Annotated in this window: 17 protein-coding genes; 10 read left to right on the forward strand and 7 right to left on the reverse strand. The window is 59.6% G+C overall.

What is annotated here, in order from left to right; all coding sequences use genetic code 11:
- Positions 1 to 96 precede the first annotated feature (96 nt).
- Positions 97 to 2088, reverse strand: coding sequence for a hypothetical protein (locus HY896_14000; GenBank protein ID MBI5577460.1), 1992 nt, complete (start codon positions 2086 to 2088; stop codon positions 97 to 99).
- 193 nt (positions 2089 to 2281) lie between these two features.
- The gene (locus tag HY896_14005; GenBank protein ID MBI5577461.1) at positions 2282 to 2614 is read right to left on the reverse strand and encodes a carboxymuconolactone decarboxylase family protein; all 333 of its coding nucleotides are present in this window, start codon (positions 2612 to 2614) and stop codon (positions 2282 to 2284) included.
- Between the two features lie 255 nt (positions 2615 to 2869).
- Here HY896_14005 and HY896_14010 point away from each other — a divergent pair, with 255 nt between their 5' ends.
- From HY896_14010 to HY896_14045, 8 genes are all read left to right on the forward strand, one after another.
- A complete protein-coding gene (locus tag HY896_14010; GenBank protein ID MBI5577462.1) occupies positions 2870 to 3415 on the forward strand; it encodes a hypothetical protein in 546 nt (181 codons plus the stop codon).
- A complete protein-coding gene (locus HY896_14015; protein ID MBI5577463.1) occupies positions 3412 to 7089 on the forward strand; it encodes a nitrate reductase subunit alpha in 3678 nt (1225 codons plus the stop codon). The genes HY896_14010 and HY896_14015 overlap by 4 nt, the downstream gene beginning before the upstream one ends.
- Before the next feature lie 26 nt (positions 7090 to 7115).
- Complete coding sequence (narH, locus tag HY896_14020; GenBank protein MBI5577464.1) at positions 7116 to 8603, forward strand: nitrate reductase subunit beta; 1488 nt, start codon at positions 7116 to 7118, stop codon at positions 8601 to 8603.
- 3 nt (positions 8604 to 8606) lie between these two features.
- Positions 8607 to 9173, forward strand: a complete 567-nt coding sequence (locus HY896_14025) for a molecular chaperone TorD family protein (GenBank protein ID MBI5577465.1) — start codon at positions 8607 to 8609, stop codon at positions 9171 to 9173.
- Positions 9174 to 9177: 4 nt separating this feature from the next.
- On the forward strand, positions 9178 to 9870 hold the full coding sequence (gene narI, locus HY896_14030; protein ID MBI5577466.1) for a respiratory nitrate reductase subunit gamma: 693 nt from the start codon (positions 9178 to 9180) through the stop codon (positions 9868 to 9870).
- Positions 9871 to 9892: 22 nt separating this feature from the next.
- A complete protein-coding gene (locus HY896_14035) occupies positions 9893 to 11284 on the forward strand; it encodes a NarK/NasA family nitrate transporter (GenBank protein MBI5577467.1) in 1392 nt (463 codons plus the stop codon).
- Between the two features lie 46 nt (positions 11285 to 11330).
- Complete coding sequence (locus HY896_14040) at positions 11331 to 12344, forward strand: LOG family protein (protein ID MBI5577468.1); 1014 nt, start codon at positions 11331 to 11333, stop codon at positions 12342 to 12344.
- A 156-nt stretch (positions 12345 to 12500) separates the two neighbouring features.
- Positions 12501 to 12929, forward strand: a complete 429-nt coding sequence (locus HY896_14045; protein MBI5577469.1) for a hypothetical protein — start codon at positions 12501 to 12503, stop codon at positions 12927 to 12929.
- Between the two features lie 277 nt (positions 12930 to 13206).
- On the opposite strand, the gene HY896_14050 is transcribed toward HY896_14045, so the two are convergent.
- From HY896_14050 to HY896_14060, 3 genes are read right to left on the reverse strand one after another with little or no spacing between them, the layout of a single operon-like run.
- On the reverse strand, positions 13207 to 13608 hold the full coding sequence (locus HY896_14050) for a HEPN domain-containing protein (GenBank protein ID MBI5577470.1): 402 nt from the start codon (positions 13606 to 13608) through the stop codon (positions 13207 to 13209).
- 7 nt (positions 13609 to 13615) lie between these two features.
- Positions 13616 to 13942 (reverse strand): nucleotidyltransferase domain-containing protein, encoded by a 327-nt coding sequence (locus tag HY896_14055; protein MBI5577471.1) that lies wholly within the window; start codon positions 13940 to 13942, stop codon positions 13616 to 13618.
- Between the two features lie 41 nt (positions 13943 to 13983).
- Entirely contained in the window at positions 13984 to 14178 is a 195-nt protein-coding gene (locus HY896_14060) for a hypothetical protein (GenBank protein MBI5577472.1), read from the reverse strand.
- An 84-nt stretch (positions 14179 to 14262) separates the two neighbouring features.
- On the opposite strand from HY896_14060, the gene HY896_14065 reads away from it, so the two are divergent.
- Together HY896_14065 and HY896_14070 are read left to right on the forward strand one after the other, a co-directional pair.
- A complete protein-coding gene (locus tag HY896_14065; protein ID MBI5577473.1) occupies positions 14263 to 14457 on the forward strand; it encodes a helix-turn-helix domain-containing protein in 195 nt (64 codons plus the stop codon).
- Positions 14458 to 14485: 28 nt separating this feature from the next.
- The gene (locus HY896_14070; GenBank protein ID MBI5577474.1) at positions 14486 to 15571 is read left to right on the forward strand and encodes a site-specific integrase; all 1086 of its coding nucleotides are present in this window, start codon (positions 14486 to 14488) and stop codon (positions 15569 to 15571) included.
- Positions 15572 to 15739: 168 nt separating this feature from the next.
- Here the strand turns inward: HY896_14070 and HY896_14075 are convergent, their stop codons facing one another.
- Complete coding sequence (locus HY896_14075; protein MBI5577475.1) at positions 15740 to 17188, reverse strand: hypothetical protein; 1449 nt, start codon at positions 17186 to 17188, stop codon at positions 15740 to 15742.
- A complete protein-coding gene (locus HY896_14080) occupies positions 17185 to 18966 on the reverse strand; it encodes a hypothetical protein (protein MBI5577476.1) in 1782 nt (593 codons plus the stop codon). Before HY896_14080 ends, HY896_14075 begins: the two co-directional genes overlap by 4 nt.
- Positions 18967 to 18996: the final 30 nt, after the last annotated feature.

The following is an 18996-nucleotide window of genomic DNA, read 5'->3' on the forward strand; positions in this document are numbered from 1 at the left end:
CAGTCCCACTTATCTGGATGAAGAAATATTACACCAATCTGCGATGTATTGCATAAAACAGTTATTGAGGTTGGCGCGTTGTAGAAAGCCTGACGATCAAAACATCAATAAGCGCAATGCAACCTGCGGCAGGACGCGGACTTGCGAGAGGACGGCGATGCCCGCCTGCTGAATCATCCTGTGTTTTATCATGATTGCGGCTTCCGTTGCGAAATCCGCATCCTTGATCCTCGAACCTGCCGACGAAAGCGCATCGATCTGCGTTCGCTGCACGCTTATGACGCTTTCCAGCCGATTACGGACAGCCCCCAGACCGGAACGCATTTCGTCCACCGATTCCATCGCGCCGTCGACGACGGCGATGGCGCCCATCGCCTGCTCGCGCGTGTCGATCCGCCGGAAGTCCGCCCTGTTTCCGAAGGAATCATAGCGCATGCCGTAAACCCCGGTCGCCGAACCGTCCTGGTTTTCCGAATCCCAGGCCACGATGAATCCGCCGCCATCGAGCCCGGCGACGGAACACGCCGATTGGTATCCATCCGTGTAATCGTTCACCCGGAATTCACCGCCCGCCATATTGCCGCCGGCATCGAATCGCTGTCCGTAAATTCCCGATCCCGACCCGTCCTGGTAAAGCGCTTCCCACACTACGACAAAGCCTCCGTCGTCGAGTTTCGTAATATCGGGATAATACTGGGGGTCTGCCGTTGTCGTATTCACCTGGAACTCGGTGCCTGATTTGCTGCCGTCGGCATTGAACCTCTGGGCCTTGACGTCGCCCCCCGAGCCCCAGGCGGCGATGAACCCGCCGCCGTCCAGCGCCGCCACAGCGGGCATGTCCTGTGTGCCGGCGGTTATGGTATGCAGGGGGAACTCGACGCCCGCCCGGTTGCCGTCTGCGTCATATCTCTGCCCGTAGACGCCGTAACCGCTGCCGTCCTGCCCGACGGAATTCCACGTGACGACGAAGCCGCCGCTGTCGAGAGCCGCGACATCCGGCTGCATCTGCTGATTCTGCCAATAGGTATTCACCTGAAAATCATTGCCGAGCGCGGTGCCGGAGGAATCGTACCTTCGCGCAAATATGCCGTTGACGCTCCCGTCCTGCGGCCAGGACATCCAGGCGATCACGAAACCGCCTCCGTCGAGCGTTGCCGCCGACGGCGCCATCTGGTCCGCAAAGGTGGTGGAGTTTACCCTGAATTCACTGCCGGCGGGATTGCCGTCCGGGTCGTATATCCGGGAATAAACACCGTAGCCCGATCCATCCTGTCCCAACGAATCCCACGTGACGATGAATCCTCCGTTCTCCAGGGCGATAACGGACGGCCTGTTCTGCTCGTTCGACCAATACCCATTCACCTGGAATTCGCTCCCCGCCTTGTTGCCGGAGGAATCGTATCTTTGCCCGAAGATCCCCTCGGCGGATCCATCCTGGTTCGTCGAAACCCAAGCCACCACGTATCCGCCTCCGTTAAGCGCCGTGACGGAAGGCCAATACTGGAAGTCGTTCGTCGTCGTATTTACCGGGCCTTCCGTGTCCGTGTAAAAACCCAGCGTTCCGGTCGATACCGCATCGAGCGAAACGGCAAGGGTGTCGTATCCGGCCGTACCGACTTTCAGGTTCACGTCGCCCGCCGAGCCGTCCAGAAGTTTCATCCCGTTGAACTCGGTGCCCCCCGCGATCCTGTCGATCTCCTCGACAAGATGCGCATATTCCTCCGATATCGAGCTTCTCTCCCGGCTGCCGAGAGAACCGTTGGACGCCTGGACCGAAAGTTCGCGCATCCGCCCAAGCATTCCATCGACCGTGCTCAGGGCCGATTCCGCAACCTGGACCATCGAAATGCCGTCGTTCGCATTCCGTACGTCCTGGTACAGGCACTTGACCTTTGCGTCGATACTCGAGGACAACGCAAGCCCCGCGGCATCGTCGGACGCCGAATTGATCCGCAGCCCTGACGCAAGTCGCCTCACGGAACATTCCAGCCGGTTCCTCGTCACCGCGAGCGAACGACCCCCAATCGTGGACAGCATGTCGGAACAAATCGTCAAGGACAGCTTGGACTCTCCCCCCACGGCCTTCATCGGGCACACTTCTTCCGCTAAGAGACACTCGGTCGTTTTTAGATTTTCTTAAGAGATCGGCGTGATTTAAACAAGCCGTAATAATTGACATTTCTGATATGCGGAAATAATTGTCGTGTGATCGATTACGGTTGCGATGGAATACCGCCTGAACACCGCGCGGAAGTTCGGCGGAGGCACGTGGGACGGCGCGCTACTTCCGGGGTTTCCCCAGGACGTCTCCCGCCCATGTCATCGCGGCCGCGACCGTGGGGAACCCGACGGTCGAAGTGATCAGGACCAGGGCATGCCGGATCTCTTCCGGTTTTGCCCCCGCCTCGAGCGCCCTGCGGACGTGGCTGTGGACCGATCCTTCCGAGCGGATGGCTGCCGCGGCGGCAAGCTGGACAAGTTGGGCCGTCTTCTCATCGAGTGGGCCCGCGCCTTTCAATGCCTCTCCAAGCTCTTCAACCGCATCCATGACCGCCCCGTACCGCTCTTTCATGCCAAGGTATGCCTTCGGGAGTTTTTTCTTCACCTGTCCCATGTTCCGTTCCTCCCTTCGAATGGGCTCCACGCTGTCATTCTACACGCAACCCCGGTTCATGCCCGCGCCGATTTCATCTAACCCGCATTTCTCACCATTTTTTCCGAAACGCACAGGAGTCGTCCGTTATCGAAACACGGTAATTTCCGGCAATTATGGCCCTGCTTGACCTGGGTCAAGGAAACGATCCGGCGGTCAGGGAGAATAAAGCAACGGTTTCCCGGCCATTGACAAAGGGAACGGAGGGAACCACCGATGCGCGGCGGCAGGTTCGCAACTCTTCTCCCCCTGATCCTCTCGCTTTCCATTCTCCCCGCATTCACGCCGGAAATATTCCCTGCGGACGCTGCCGCCCCGCTTCAAGGAGACCCCGATCGCGGACGCGGCCTTTTCACCGGCGAGCTCCGGTTCGCCGGCGGAGGGGCAGCCTGCATCGGCTGCCATTCCGTCGCCGGGATTCCCGGCGGCGGGGGCCTGCTGGGGCCGGACCTTTCCAAAACACATTCGGATTACGGCGCAGAAGGCATTGACGCGGCGCTTGCGGATCTGTCGTTTCCCACGATGAAGCCTTTGTACGCGAATCGCCCGCTTAGCCCAGCGGAAAGGGCGCACGTTGCCGAGTTTCTCAGGGCGTCCGGAAGCGCGCCGCCGGAAGATCCGCGGAGTCCGCATTCGCTTTCCGCGGCCGCCGGGTTCGCCGCCCTGCTGATCCTGCTTTTCGCGCTTGGAAGGGGCCGCCTGAAAGGGGTGCGGAGGCCGCTCGTCAACAGCCGGAAAGGAAGGGAAGGAGCCGCGAGATGAGCTGGATCCGTGACCTTTTCGATCCGCGTGCGAGGAAGTGGGAGGAGTTCTACAGGAACCGCTGGCAGCACGACAAGGTCGTCCGCAGCACCCACGGGGTAAATTGCACCGGCGGCTGTTCCTGGATGGTCCACGTCAAGAACGGGATAGTCACGTGGGAGCTCCAGGCCACCGATTATCCGCAGCTGGCGGGAGACCTCCCGCCTTACGAACCGCGAGGATGTCAGCGCGGCATTTCCACGTCCTGGTACGTCTACAGCCCTCTTCGCGTCAAGTATCCTTACATGCGCGGCGCCCTGATGGATCTATGGAGGGAAGCGAAAAAAAGGCATTCGGATCCCGTTGAGGCGTGGACCTCGATCATGGAGGATGCCGACGGGCGGCGCCGGTACCAGCAGGCTCGCGGAAAGGGAGGGTTCCGCCGTTCTTCATGGGACGAGGCGCTCGAACTGATTTCCGCAAGCGCCATATATACGATCAAGAAGCACGGCCCCGACCGGATCATCGGTTTTTCGCCGATCCCCGCCATGTCCATGCTCAGCTATGCCGGCGGATCCCGGTTTCTCCAGCTTCTGGGCGGCGTGAGCATGAGCTTCTACGACTGGTACAGCGACCTGCCGAACGCCTCGCCGGAAACGTGGGGGGAGCAGACCGACGTCGCCGAAAGCGCAGATTGGTACAACAGCCGTTACATCGTGGTGATGGGCTCCAACCCGAGCATGACGCGGACGCCGGACGTGCATTTCGCAGCGGAGGCAAGGCACAACGGCACAAAGCTTGTCGTCATTTCACCCGATTTCAGCATGACCTCGAAGTACGCCGACTGGTGGATCCCCGCCCACGCGGGCCAGGACGGCGCGCTGTGGATGGCTGCCAACCACGTGATCCTGTCCGAGTATCACGCGGCGAGAAGCGTTCCGTATTTCACCGACTACCTCAAGCGATATTCCGACGCCCCGTTCCTCGTCGTGGTCGACGAGGGCGGGTCCGCCGCAGGATCGTCCGGCGGAAACGGAGCAGGGGAATCGTGGCGGTTCCTCAGGGCGGGATGGCTGCCCCGGTACGGCGGCGTGGAGCACGGCGAATGGAAGCCGGTGGTGTGGGACGAAACGTCCGGAGAGCCCCGATCTCCCCAAGGCAGCGTCGGTTACCGCTGGCAACAGGAGAATGGCCGCTGGAATCTGGAAATGAAGGACGGACAGGACGGCTCTCCCCTCTCCCCGGCGCTTACTTTTTTCGGGTCATCCGACGGAGTGCTCGAAATCGGGATTCCCGACTTCGCGGGCGGCAGCACGCTGCGGCGGGGGGTCCCGGTAAGGTACGTGGACACGGATCGGGGACGGCTGCCGGTGACCACCGTCTTCGATCTCCTGATGGCGCAGTTCGGCGTCGACCGCGGACTTCCCGGAGATTACCCCTCCGGATACGACGATTCCGGGAGTCCGTACACCCCCGCGTGGCAGGAGAAGTACACGGGGGTGGACCGCAGCGCCCTGATCCGCTTCGCCCGCGAGTGGGCCGACACCGCGGAGAAGACCGAGGGGCGCTGCTCCATAATCATCGGCGCGGGGATCAACCACTGGTACCACAACAACCTGATGTACCGGGCGGGGATGGTCGGGCTGATCCTCTGCGGATGCGTGGGGCGGAACGGCGGAGGTCTCAACCACTACGTCGGGCAGGAGAAGCTGGTTCCGATGGCGCCGTGGGCCGCGCTGGCCTTCGCGCTCGACTGGGGGAAGCCCCCGAGGCTGACGAACACGCCGTCGTTCCACTACGTCCACTCAGACCAGTGGAGGTACGAGCGCGGCTTCGGGGAATATCAGCCGATGCCGTCCGGCGGCCCTTCCGCCGGAAACGGGAACGGCTCCGGCGCCTCGCTTACCCGGGGGCACACGATGGACGTGCAGGCGCTGGCTGTCCGCATGGGATGGCTGCCGTTCTTCCCACAGTTCGACCGGAACCCGCTGGACGTCGTGCGCGACGCGCAGAAGGATGGGGCGACGGACGACGCAGGGATCGTGCGATGGGCGGTGGAGCGCATAAAGGAGGGGAAACTCCGGTTCGCGGTGGAGGATCCCGACGCCCCCGAAAACTGGCCGAGGCTCTGGCTCATCTGGCGGGGGAATGCGCTGATGTCCTCCGCCAAGGGCCATGAGTATTTCCTCAAGCACTACCTCGGCACGCACCACAATGCCGTTGCGGAGGAGGTCGCGGAAGGCTCCGTCAACGAGGCAGTGTGGAGATCGCCCGCTCCGGAGGGGAAGCTCGACCTGGTCGTCGACATCAATTTCAGGATGGACACCTCCGCGCTTTATTCGGACATCGTCCTTCCCACCGCGACCTGGTACGAGAAGAACGACCTTAACAGCACCGACCTGCACTCCTTCATACACCCCCTGACCCAGGCGGTTCCCCCCTGCTGGGAGTCCAAAAGCGACTGGGACATTTTCAAGGCGATAGCGGAGAAGGTGAGCGGGCTGGCGGCTGTCCACCTGCCCGGCAAAGTTCGTGACCTGGTCGCAGTGCCGCTCCAGCACGACACTCCCGCCGAGCTCGCTCAGCCCCGCGTAAAGGACTGGAAACGCGGCGAGTGCGAGGCGATTCCCGGGAAAACGATGCCCAACCTGGTCGTGGTCGAGCGCGACTATGCCGCCCTGCACCGCCGCTTCGTCTCGTTCGGGCCGCTGGCCCGCAGGGACGGGATCGGGGCGCACGGGATAGCCTGGTCGATAGAAGACGAATACGACGCGATGGCGGCGCTCGACTCCGCGGAAAGCTGGGAGGGGAAGCGGTACCCCACCATCGGCGACGCCGTGGATGCGGCTAACCTCATCCTGCGACTCGCCCCCGAGAGCAACGGAGAGATGGCTCACCGCGCCTTCAAGGCCGAGGAGAAGAAGGTGGGGCTACCGCTTGCGGATCTTGCCGAAGGATCGAGGGAGGTACGTTATACGTTCGACGACCTCGTCCGCCAGCCGAGAAGGGCGCTCACGACGCCGTGCTGGACCGGGATAACCAAGGGCGGCCGTGCCTACTCCGCATACTGCGTGAACGTCGAGCGGCTCGTCCCGTGGCGGACCTTCACGGGAAGACAGCACCTCTACCTCGACCACGAAGGGTACATCGCTTTCGGAGAGCACCTGCCGACATACAAGCCGAATCCGGACCCCCGCGCTATGGGCGATATAACGAAGAGCCGCCCCGAGGGGAAATCGATCCTGCTCAGCTACCTGACGCCGCACGGCAAGTGGCACATACATTCGACATTCTCCGACAACGAGCGGATGCTCACCCTCTCGCGCGGCTGCGAGCCGCTTTGGATGAACGACCGGGACGCCGCGGAAGCCGGGATCGCGGACAACGACTGGGTGGAGGCATACAACGATCACGGCGTCGTGGTCACGCGGGCGGCGGCGACGGCCCGGCTTCCCAGGGGGATGTGCATGCTTTACCACTCCCCCGAGCGGACCGTCGGGGTACCTAAATCCCCGATCCGCGGAAACAGGAGGGGCGGCGGTCATAACAGCCTGATCCGGGCGCGCCTGAAACCGGTGCTCATGATGGGCGGGTACGCACAGTTCACTTACGCTTTCAACTATTGGGGCCCCACGGGGGTCAACCGGGACACCCTGGTCTACGTCAGGAAACTCCCCGGCAAACCCTCCTGGTGAAAAATGCGGGTTAAGCGAGGGCCGGCATGGATGTGAGAGCGCAGGTCGCGTCGGTATTCCACCTGGACAAGTGCATCGGCTGCCACACGTGCAGCATCGCGTGCAAGAACGTCTGGACCGACAGGCGGGGCGCCGAGTACATGTGGTGGAACAACGTGGAATCGAAGCCTGGTACCGGCTACCCGACTCTGTGGGAGGACCAGGAGAAGTACCGAGGCGGCTGGGAGAAGCGCGGGGCAGGACTCGATCTGCGTCTCCAGGGGAGGCTTTCCGGCCTTGCGAACCTTTTCTTCAACCCGTACCTGCCGTCGCTGGACGACTATTACGAGCCGTGGACCTACAGGTACCAGGACCTCTTCGGAGCGCCGCAGGGAGACGATCAGCCGACAGCGCGTCCGGTGTCCAGGATCACGGGGAAACCGATCGACATCGAGGCGGGCCCCAACTGGGACGATGACCTGGGAGGCTCCCCCGTCTACGCCGAATCGGACCCGGGTCTCAAAAGGATGAGCGAGGCCGAGCGGCGCGAGATATTCGAGCTCGAACGGATCTTCTGCTTCTACCTCCCGCGGATCTGCAACCACTGCCTCAATCCCGCCTGCCTTGCAGCCTGCCCCGCAGGGGCGATCTACAAAAGGGGCGAGGATGGGATCGTGCTCGTGAACCAGGAGAAGTGCCGGGGCTGGCGCATGTGCATATCGGGGTGCCCTTACAAGAAGGTCTACTACAACTGGGAAAACGGGAAATCGGAGAAGTGCATTCTCTGCTACCCCCGTGTTGAGACCGGGCAGGCCCCCGCCTGCTTCCATTCCTGCGTCGGAAGGATCCGGTATCTCGGGGTCCTGCTCTACGACGCATCGCGGATCGAAGATACCGCGAAGGCGCAGGACGCGGATCTCGTTGAAGCGATCCGGGGGATCATCCTCGATCCGTCCGACGGGAATGTGGTTTCGGCCGCGCGCAAGTGCTGCGTCCCCGAAGAGGTGATCGCCTCCGCGAAAAAATCTCCGGTCTACAGGTTCGTCAAGGAGTTCCGGATCGCCCTCCCGCTCCACCCGGAGTTCCGCACGCTGCCGATGCTCTACTACGTCCCGCCGCTCCTGCCGGTGCTCACCGCTGAGGGCGACGGATCGAGGAACATCGCGGAGGATCTCTTCGGCTCCCTTTCGAGGGCCAGAGTCCCGGTCCGCTACCTCGCCGGGATGCTGGCGGCGGGGAACGAGACGGTGGTTTCCGCTGCGCTGAAGAAACTGATCGCCGTCAGGATCCGGGCGAGGGCGAAGTCGGTGGGAGATGTGCCGGAGGAGGATGTCCGGCGCGCGCTTGCGGAAGGCAGCCTGACTCCCGAGGAGGCCGAAGCGATTTTCCGGCTGACCGCGGTCTCCAAATACGACGAGCGGTTCGTCCCGCCCCCTTTCGCCGCCGACCGCGCGGCCGAGGAGGCCGGGGCCGGACCCGACATCGAGAGGGGACGCACCGGAGTCGGATTCCTCAAGAAATCGGGGAAGGAGTAGGCGATGGAAGGCGGGAACCCGGACTGGAGGGTGCTGGGATTGTTCGCAGGGATGCTCGACTACCCCGGCGAGGCGCTGGCTCCGCTTGCGGAAGAGGCAGAGAAGGTACTGTCGGAGAACCGGCCGGAAGCGTCCTCCCTTCTGGCGGAATTTCGCGCATCGCTGCGCGACACTTCGCCGGCCCGGATGGAGGAGATCTACACCGCAACTTTCGATCTGCAGGCTGCATGCTGTCCTTACATAGGCGTTCACCTTTTCGGCGAGGGACACAAGCGGCGCATCTTCCTCGCGCGGCTGAACGACATGTACGGAGATTACAGGTTCCGCGCCGCCGGTGAACTGCCGGACCACCTGGCATCGGTCCTTCGCTTTCTCGCGGATTCGGCATGGGGCGACGACGCCAGGGCACTGCGCGAGGACGGGCTTCTCCCCGCCCTGGAAAAGATGGCGGAGGCATTCCCGGAAGGGTCCGCCAACCCGTACGGGAAATTATTGGGTGCGCTTCGAATCGCGCTTCGCCCCGGGATGCCCGTGAAGGAAACGCCGCCTGTTCCCGGTAGGGAGGTCTGAGGCGATGTCCGAAATCTTCCTGTACGTCGTTTTTCCGTACGCAGCCTTCCTGCTTGCGATCGCCGTCGGTATCTACAGGTACCGGTCGGACCGTTTCTCCTTCACGAGCCGGTCGTCCCAGTTCCTCGAAGACCGGCTCCTTTTCTTCGGATCGATTTCATGGCATTACGCGATAGGCATCATACTGGCTGCCCACATCCTCGCCGCGATCTTCCCGGAAAGCTGGGCCGCGCTGCTCGGCTCGCCGCTGCGGCTGCTTATACTCGAAGGGACAGGGCTCGCGCTCGGCGTCGCGGCGACAGCCGGGATCGCAGCCTTCGCGCTGCGCAGGATCTTCGACGCAAGAATCGCCGCGACGACGGAGACGATGGACTGGATCGTCCTCGCAACGCTACTGTTCCAGACAGGATCGGGAGTGTACGTGGCGTGGAAGTACCGCTTCGGGGCTGCGTGGTATCTCCACACCGCGGTCCCGTGGCTGTGGTCCCTCGCGCGCCTTTCGCCGGAGCCGGCCTACGTGACCGTCCTGCCGCTCGCCGCGAAGCTCCACCTGCTGAACGCGTTCTTCCTCGTCGCATTGCTCCCCTTCACACGCCTTGTCCACCTGTTCTCGATCCCGGTTTCCTACGCATGGCGTCCCAATTTGCTCTTCCGATGGAACCGCAAGGGGCCGTACCTCTCCGGAGACGGAAGATAACGGAAGATAAAGGAGGAAGCGCATGCAGAACGATAACCCGCAACCTTCCCCGCTTGCGGGAAACCTGGAAGGAGTCGCACGCAGGCCTCCCTCTTCGACCTGGCTGGACCGATGGGAGCCCGAGGACGAGCGGTTCTGGAAAACCGGGGGAGAGCGGATCGCGTGGCGTACTCTCGCCATAACTACAAGCGCACTGGTCCTCTCCTTCGCAACATGGTTCATGATGAGCGCCATTGTCGTACGCCTTCCGCAGGTCGGTTTCCGTTATTCCACGATGGAGCTTTTCTGGCTCGCGGCCATGCCGGGACTGGCGGGAGGCTCCCTGCGGGTCGTTCACACGTTTCTCATACCTATCTTCGGCACCAGGCACGTCGTAACCGTTTCGACGTTGCTCAAGCTGATCCCGTGCATCGGGATCGGCATCGCCGTCATGAACCCGGAAACGCCCTTCTGGCTATTCATGGTGTTGGCGCTGCTCGCGGGATTCGGCGCCGGCGATTTCTCCTCGCACATGCCGAGCACCAGCGTGTTCTTCCCCAAGCGACTGCAGGGGACCGCGCTCGGAATCCAGGCGGGCGTCGGCAACTTCGGCGTGAGCCTTGCCCAGTTCGTTTCTCCCTGGATCATCGGTTTCGCCGCCGTCGGCACATCGCAGACGCTGGTAAAGGGCGGAGCTTCCACACAGGTCTGGCTGCAGAACGCCGCGCTCTGGTACGTGCCGCTTCTACTTGTCCTCGCCGCATTGGGATGGGTATCGCTGAGAAGCGTCCCCGTGATGGCGTCGTTCCGGGAGCAACTCGACATCTTCGGCAACAAGCACACGTGGTTCTGCACGATTACTTATCTTATGACCTTCGGATCGTTCTCCGGGTTTTCCGCGGCGTTTCCGCTCCTGATCAAAATCCTGTACGGGGATTTCCCCGGCGCCCCCGATCCGCTGGCCTACGCTTTCCTCGGTCCCCTCGCCGGATCGCTCGCGCGCACATGCACGGGGCCCATCGCCGACAAGGTCGGCGGTGCGATACTTACTCACGTCGTCGGGATCGGCCTGATCCTCTGCGTGGGCGTCTTGGCATTCACCGGACTGCTGGCTCCCGCTTCACTTGCCCAATTCCCCTGGTTCGTAGCCGTGATGCTGTTGATCTTCCTGCTCACGGGAGTGGGGAACGCGTCCACGTTCCGCCAATATCCGATCATATTTTCCCATTCGCCGCGGCAGGGCGCGGGAGTGATCGGGTGGACGGCGGCCGTCGCTGCATACGGCCCGTTCATCTTCGCAACCTTGATCGGAACGGTGATAACGCGGTTCGGCTCGCCGATTCCTTTCTTCCTCGGGCTCGGCGCATTCTTCGTCCTGGCCGTCGCGATCAACTGGTGGTATTACACGCGCAAGGGTTGCGAAAAACCGAGCTGATGCCCCGGAGGCGGAGCGAAGCGCCGCCGGCTCTCATCGAAAGATAATGAAGCCGGATCGCGCGCGGAACGCAGGCCGAAGGGCGACCATGGACGAGTTGGTCGGCGAACTCCGCCAGGCGGTGGATGGACTGGCGGCCGACGGGATCGACCGGGGCGATATAAAGATACTTTTGCGCGCAGTGCGCGAGCTCCGGTACTCCTTCAAGGTCTTCGCCGGGCTCAAATCCTACCGCAAGGTGACGGTGTTCGGATCCGCGAGGTGCGCGGCCGGGTCGCCCACCTATCTCCAGGCGGTCGCGTTCGGCAAGGAGATGGCGCGCAGGGGCTGGATGGTCGTAACCGGGGCGGGAGAAGGGATAATGGAGGCCGCCCACGTGGGAGCGGGACCGGAACTGGCGATCGGAATAAATATCCTTCTTCCGTTCGAGCAGGCGGACAACCCGGTCATCGCCGGGAGCGACAAGTTGATCCACGTGAAGTACTTCTTCACCCGCAAGCTGTTGTTCATCAAGGAAACGGACGGAGTGGCGCTCTTTCCGGGGGGGTTCGGTACGCTCGACGAGGCATTCGAGATCCTGACGCTTCTTCAGACGGGCAAGAGCCGCATCTTTCCCGTGGTGCTCGTGGACGCCCCCGGAGGAGACTACTGGAGGATCTGGAGATCGTTCGTCGAGCGGCACCTCCTGGCGCGGAAGTGGCTATCGCCGGAGGACCTCTCGTTCTTCCGCATCACCGACAGCGCGGAGGAGGCGGCTGCGGAAATCCTCGGTTTCTACCGGGTGTTCCACAGCATGCGCACCGTCGGCCCCGAGCTCGTCATCCGGCTGCGCCGCCCGCTGTCGAAGAACGAGCTCCAAGGTCTTAAGGAACGGTTCGGGGACATCCTGTCGGGCGGCACTTTCCTTGGATGCGCGGCCTTGCCGGGGGAGGAGGACGAACCCGAACTCGCGGCGCTGCCCCGTCTTGCGTTCCGCTTCAACCGACGGAGCTACGGCCGGCTCCGAATGCTCATCGACGCGCTGAACAGGGAAGAGGCTGGTCGGGACGGGCAGACTTGACCGGCCGGCGGTGCTTGACGACAGCATATTTCCGAGAATATGTTCAGCAAGGGAATTCGCGAGCGGCTTCCAGGAAAACGACGGGGCGGTACGCCCATGGAATGAAAGATGTCTGCAGGAGACACAAAATAAAGTCCCGACAACAGAGGAGGACGTATGAAGTCGATCGTGGCTGCGGTGTTGGCCGGCGTGGCGGGCTGCCTGGTGACGCTCGTGATGGTGCATGGGAACGGCGATGCCTGGGCAGCGCGTGCGGAGCAGGTAAAAGAGATTCGCACCGAGAGGGTCGTGCTTGTGGACGCCAAGGGGGGCTTGAAGGCTGTCCTGGGAACGGGCAATGATGGGCGGCCCGTCTTCGCGATGGTGGACGGCAAGGGAAATGTTCGTATATCCATTGCGATCTCGAGTAACGACTCGCCGGCGATCGGCATGACGGACAGCAAGAACCGGGCGGTAATCGGCCTGGCTGTCACCAATAACGACGATGCCGCCTTAACGCTCACGGACAACCAAGGCAAGGTGCAGGCGGCGCTGGGCATCCAGAAGGGGTCCGGCAAGCTTAAATTGAACGGCAAAGACATGTAAACCGGATTTCTTCCATCCAAGCTTTTGGTAAACATCGCAACAGGCGGTCATCATCGCCAACAGGTAACTGCAGGGAATTTCTGGTCGGGACGGCCGGACTTGAACCGGCGACCCCTTGCTCCCAAGGCAAGTGTGGCGGATTTTCGGAAAAAGCGGTTAACGATTGAAATTGCGCGGATTCAAGCGGTTACGAATGTACCGCCAGTATACGGGGTATAGGGAAAACCGGCTGTACAGGCAGGTGGTGGTAAGCTTTCGGTAAACATCGATCGGTCCATCACTCCCCTCTTCTCTTCTTTACCTTAGGCAAGTGTTTCCCGATCTCGTTGCGTACTCGTCTAGCAAGGGCGACCGCCCGTCGCGCCTCGGTCAGAGAAATCTCCTCGAAATAGCCCGGGTAGCGCGCCTCCGTCGCGTAGGCAGTGAGTCTGCGTTGCTCCGATACCGAGAGCTTCGGCCGAACGTTTTTCGGCATCAGTGAAATGAGCCGGCCCAGATCATGGGTCTTCGGAAAATCAATGTTACTCGAAGCGAGATAAGCCTTGATCGATTTCTCGATGCATTGTTGCGCATGGAAACATACCGTATCCGTCGGGCATTCTTCGCCCAATGTCAGCGTGTGTGTTGCGGTCTTTAGGTCGTTTTCCGCTTTGACCGTCCATTCGCAAACAACTTGCATTATGCGTTCACGGTCTGGCATACACCACTTTCCCTTCCCGGGCAGCGGGCTTTTCTATCGTTCCTGAGATCTCCTTCCGCCAGGCAAAATCGTTAGGAGTCGTCACGATGATATCCTTCGGAATCCGAATGTCATCCAGTGCCACCGCGATTTCGATTGCCTTGTTCCGCTTCGACCCCCGCACAGGCATGACGACCAGAAGATCCACATCGCTATCAGGCCCGGCATCTCCCCGGGCGTGCGATCCGAACAGGACGATCCGTTCCGGCCCGAACCGTTTGACGATCCGCCGCACCATGGTGTCGATCTTCCTCTGGACACCGGACGCCTTCATTTGTTCACCTCGCCTCTCGCCTCAACTATGAGCCTTCAATGTCAACGTTCACCGGCCTTCGTTTTTTTCTTGGGTTCGCTTTCCTCCGATAGATAACCCAGTCGCGCAAGCTCTTTCGCGACCAGGTAGCGAACAGCGGAAGAAAGGCTGCGCTCCTCCTTCGAACAGTAAGCCTCCAGCGCTTCGGCCAGAGCCCCGGTCAATCGAAGTCCAAGAAAGCGTTCCTTCTTGATCATGAGTCGATTGTTAAACATTTTATCTTGACAGGCAATGATTATTTTCGGATAATACGTTTAACATACGGATAACAAGGAGCGCCAGTGACCCCACTTACCCGATTTTCGCTGATCAGGCCCGAGGATGTGGCGAAAATACTGGGCTGCAGCGTCGTCTATATCTACAAATTGGCCCAGCGCGGCGAACTTCCCTCCTATGCATTTGGCCGCTCCGTCCGGTTTCATCCTCATGAGGTATCCGAGTTTATCAAATCGCATCGTCGCAAGGACGCGGAATAACCCAGCATTATGCCCGAGAAAGCCGAGCATGGGAGTTTATAAGGTCACATACCCCGGTACGGGGAAAGTCTCCTATGGTGTCGATTACTGGGATCCCAGCGGAAGGAAGATCCGTCGGATCGTTTCCGACAGAAAAAAGGTGGCCGATGCAATATGGGCGAAGATACACGTCGAGCTTGAAACCGGCGCCTATTATGACCGGAAGCAAATTAAAACCTTTACGATCAAGGACCTGATCGAAAAGTACCTGGAATGGTTCAGGGGTCGCAGATCCTTCGAGACGGAAAAGATTCACCTGTCCGCCATCGCCGCTCATTTCGATCGTAAAATCGTGTGCGACATCACGGAACACGACGTGATCGCCTTCCGAAACATCCGCCAAGACACGCCGACGAGAAATGGAACACCCCGAACCCCCGCCGCGGTGAACAGGGAGATATCTGTTCTCAAGCGCTTACTCGGAAAAGCTGTAACGTGGGGAATGGCCCGGACCAACGTCGCCTTGGGCGTAAAGCCCCTTAAGGAACCAAAGGGGCGTTTGCGTTACCTGGAAGTCGAAGAGGCAGGCAGGTTACTCCAAGAAGCAGTGAAATCGGAAAATCCTCATCTGTATCCGATCCTGCTCACCGCGTTGGAAACGGGGATGCGCCGGGGAGAGATCATGAAACTTCGCCGCCCCGACCTGGATATTAAATCTGGGAGGATCTACATACCGGATACAAAAATCGGAAAACCGCGTCATGCCCCGGTTTCCTCAAGATTGATGACAACGCTAATAAAAATTCCATCGCACCCTGATTCGGATTTTTTCTTCGCTGGAAATGGCGGGAAGCCATTTCATGACGTGCGTACATCCTTCGAAAATGCATGCCACCGCGCGGGCATCATAAATTGCCACTTCCACGACCTGCGCCATACTTTCGTCACACATATGATCGATGCGGGCATCGATTTGTACGTCATCGGGAAAATCGTCGGCCACACGAACGCGACGATGACCGAGAGGTACGGACACCTTGTGAAGGGAAGAGACAAGGAAGCAGTAGAGAAACTTCCGGACTGGGAAAATTGCAGGAAGGTCTTGGTTTGCTCCCGCGCTGACGGTAACAGTTGAGTTTATACCGTCTATCTCTAATGAAAGGGAATTCGGCACCCCTATTCCCCGTCCCTGAAACGTGGCAATAACACTGGACATAATTCAAAAGGGGAACAGGATAAGCATTCTGGTGTTGCCTCTCACAACATTTATTAAACCAAAAAGTTGCCTAATGATTAAATACTGCTACCGACATCCTATCCAAGACACGTTGAACCCCGATAGCGGGTGGTCATAGAAGGATGATCTACCGCTATACATCCTTCCGAGCAAGCTAGATTTTTCCATCAAGGCTTGCTTCAATAAATCAACGTCCTTTGCTCCGAGAGGCCGCAGCAGTTTTTCGGCGTTTTTCACAGGACCTGCTTGCAAGAGATATTTGGGTGGTTTTCTGCTCATGTACAATGAACTCCAAGGCCTCCATTTCAACCATCCCGATGTGTCCGTCTCTTGGATTATTCCTCGCAAAAATAGGAAATAATCCGCTTCCATAAAATCTTCAAATGATACAAATCGGCTGATATCGTCTTCCTCGTACCTGGCTTTCAGAATATCCGCGTGCAGCGATGCCCGACGCAGGTCCAATCGCTTATTCCGATCATCGAGCAATCGTACATGCTCTGATGCGTAATCGAACGATACGGTCCCCTCTCTGTTTATGCCGGAATTCCTGACATGTAAATCGTTGTCCAGCAAATCGGCGATTGTTTCCCACCTGTCTTCCTTAATGAGTAGCGAGAAAAGATCTACTAAAAGCTCATGCCCGACGAACTTGAAGAAATCGAAGTCGCTATCCCTACTGCTGCCAGAAAATCCGGCAGGAGTGTTATATCGCTCCAGTAACTTGCCAAACCCCTTGTACACGGCGAGTGCAGCCGATGCAGCGTTCATCGCTGCCATCAGCTCGACAATACGACAGAACCCTGTGACTAGCGGTTTCGCACTGTCTATTGCCCGTAGCAGCAATTCATCGCGTTCTTCCTCGGTGGAATAATCTGGGGCGAGCGAAACGATACGATCCACCAGATTTTCCATGTACTTTCGGGCAAGGTTGGTTTGGTTTGGCTTATTACCCTCTATTGCCAACCGAAGCTGGGTGCCAATGGAGGGGCCTTCGGAAACATCGGGGGTTGCCTCACATTTCGCAATGATGGCACGTAACGCACCTTCAAGCTTACATTCCAGAACTTTGCGCTCAGGAGCACGTTCTGTGGCTTCCTCGGACATCTCATATGTGATGACGTATTTCATTCGGAGATCAAAGGGAAGTTCCTCTGGGATTCCATAGGCCGTATTCATCACCAGGAGATATTTGTCCGGCCCCAGCGCTTTCATGGCGTACCCGAGCTCGATGAGGACGTTTGGATTCGGGGACAGTCTTTTCTCGCCTCGGTTGATGATCGATATATCGGCGACGAAAATGTGGGCTTGGTCGATCTTGTCGAGGATGGTCCTTCCAATGTCGGGTGAGCCCGGCACACCTTGGATATCGCGGTCCACAACAGGCTCTACTTTGAGTGAGTCGTCGGTGCGAATTGCTTTAGCAGCGTTTTCGAGGGACTTCTCGATGAATCCACGATTGGTAGCGTTGGGGAGATCAGACTGCCACGAATAAAAGATTGTGTATTTCCTCACGGCGCGTCGGGTCCTGGATTGGCTTTCGCGAGAGACCTAACGACCATGTGGATCCTCTCAAGGGCCTCGGCGCATTTTTCTATCAGTTGTAATCCCTGCTGGATACCGTGCTTTGACAAGTCAATACCCGCTTTCCCCATCGCGAGATCGGCTTCACTGCTAGGTAGATGAGCATCGGCAAGCCGGAGTTCGTACACGCCGAACAATGGAGTCATAATGGTGTAGGAGTCGGCGGCTGAGACAACCGTTGCGAGCACTTTCTCCAACGACTTGAGCGAACCCCATTTCTCTCCCTTCGGCGGTGGGACGAGATTCTGTAACGCCTCGGTATCCAGGCTATCCGCGGTCAACCGGGCAACGTCCTTTGCCTGGGCCAACAGGCCGTTCCGATCGTAGGCGCGGAACCGGTGGACTCTATGCAGAAGTTCCAAACGGTGCGGATGGCCACGGAACAGTGGGGTGCCGGTCACCGTCCGGAATACTTCGTCGAGGGAGGCCATTGCGTCGGCGAGACGACGTTCAGGTGCGGTGGTGTCAGCCGGCATGGCGCGCATCTGAGACGCCAGAAGCTCCTCCGAGACGCCTCCCTCCGGGCCGACGTTGAAGGCCGCCCAGATACGCTGCTGCCATTCCGGTAGTAGTGCGATGTCTTTCGCGTACACGTTGACCAGCCCGATGCTGTTCACACCGAAGCGTATCTTGTAATCGGGTGAGCATCGAACATGACCGGTATCTCTTGTATGCCAGCCGAGAGCGCCGCCCCGTCTATGGGCCAGAACTGGGATCACTTCAGGCTTGAACCACAACCAGCGACTGTCGCGGACGAGCGTGTCCTTTGACTCGCGTTTGCCCGACGCGTCCGTCAGGAAGAACACCGCTCCCGGCACGTGATCTCGACGGATGCGCGGGCTGTGCTCGCTTGGGTCGATCCACTCGTTGCGCCAATTCTCTCCCTGTACGAAGAAGAGCTTCCTTTCGTGTCGCCCGAAGGTCCAGGATCTTGACGAGACGTTCTCATCGGTCGGAAAACCAAAAACTGGCACGTCCTCGCCCGGGTCTATGTCGGTCCGCGAGACGTGAAACACTGCGGTCTCAGCTCCGTACGGCGTACCCCCTTCATGAATCGCAGTGACCCGTCCCTCCCAGCGGTTGTCATCAGTTCCCTGGAAGAAGGGGTTATCTGTCCACCCGATATGGCTTGCGTCCTCCACCACCTCCTCGCGGTTTCGATACGAGGTGATGTAGAGGCCCATGTTCCTTGCACAAAGATAATCACGAAGGAGATCGGAACGGATTTCCATCAGGGTTGGGTACCCGTTGGGGTGCCGCGACAACCTAGCGACTTCCGTGTAATCCTCGTCCGGACAAACCCATTTATCACCCTCTCTTAGCAGGCCCAAAGTAACCACCAGATCCTGATGGAGATGCCACACCGAATGCTCACTGCTGTTTATGCGTTGTTCGAGCACCAGTGCAATCCCGAACGGCCGCTCCGGATCGGCCTCGTGCACGTCAGCAGGGATGTATCGTCCCTTATCTACGCAGCCTCTGTGTTCGTGGCCAATGCCAATGTCGCTCCATCCGAGACGCATAGCCTCTTTCTTGCTTCCGACCGGAATTGCCAGGGACCCGGCACCGAAAAATTCCTCCCGGAATCCAAGATGCCCACGCTGTCCTTCCTCATGCACACCATGGATTGCACGCAGGGGAATCCACACCGCCTTCGCAAATGAGCGGCGCCGAAGATCTGCCATCTCGAACCACAATTGGTCCATCATGGCGCAGCACATCCACTGATCTGCTTCCTC

Source organism: Deltaproteobacteria bacterium (assembly GCA_016218975.1).
Taxonomy (GTDB): domain Bacteria; phylum Desulfobacterota; class Deferrimicrobia; order Deferrimicrobiales; family Deferrimicrobiaceae; genus JAENIX01.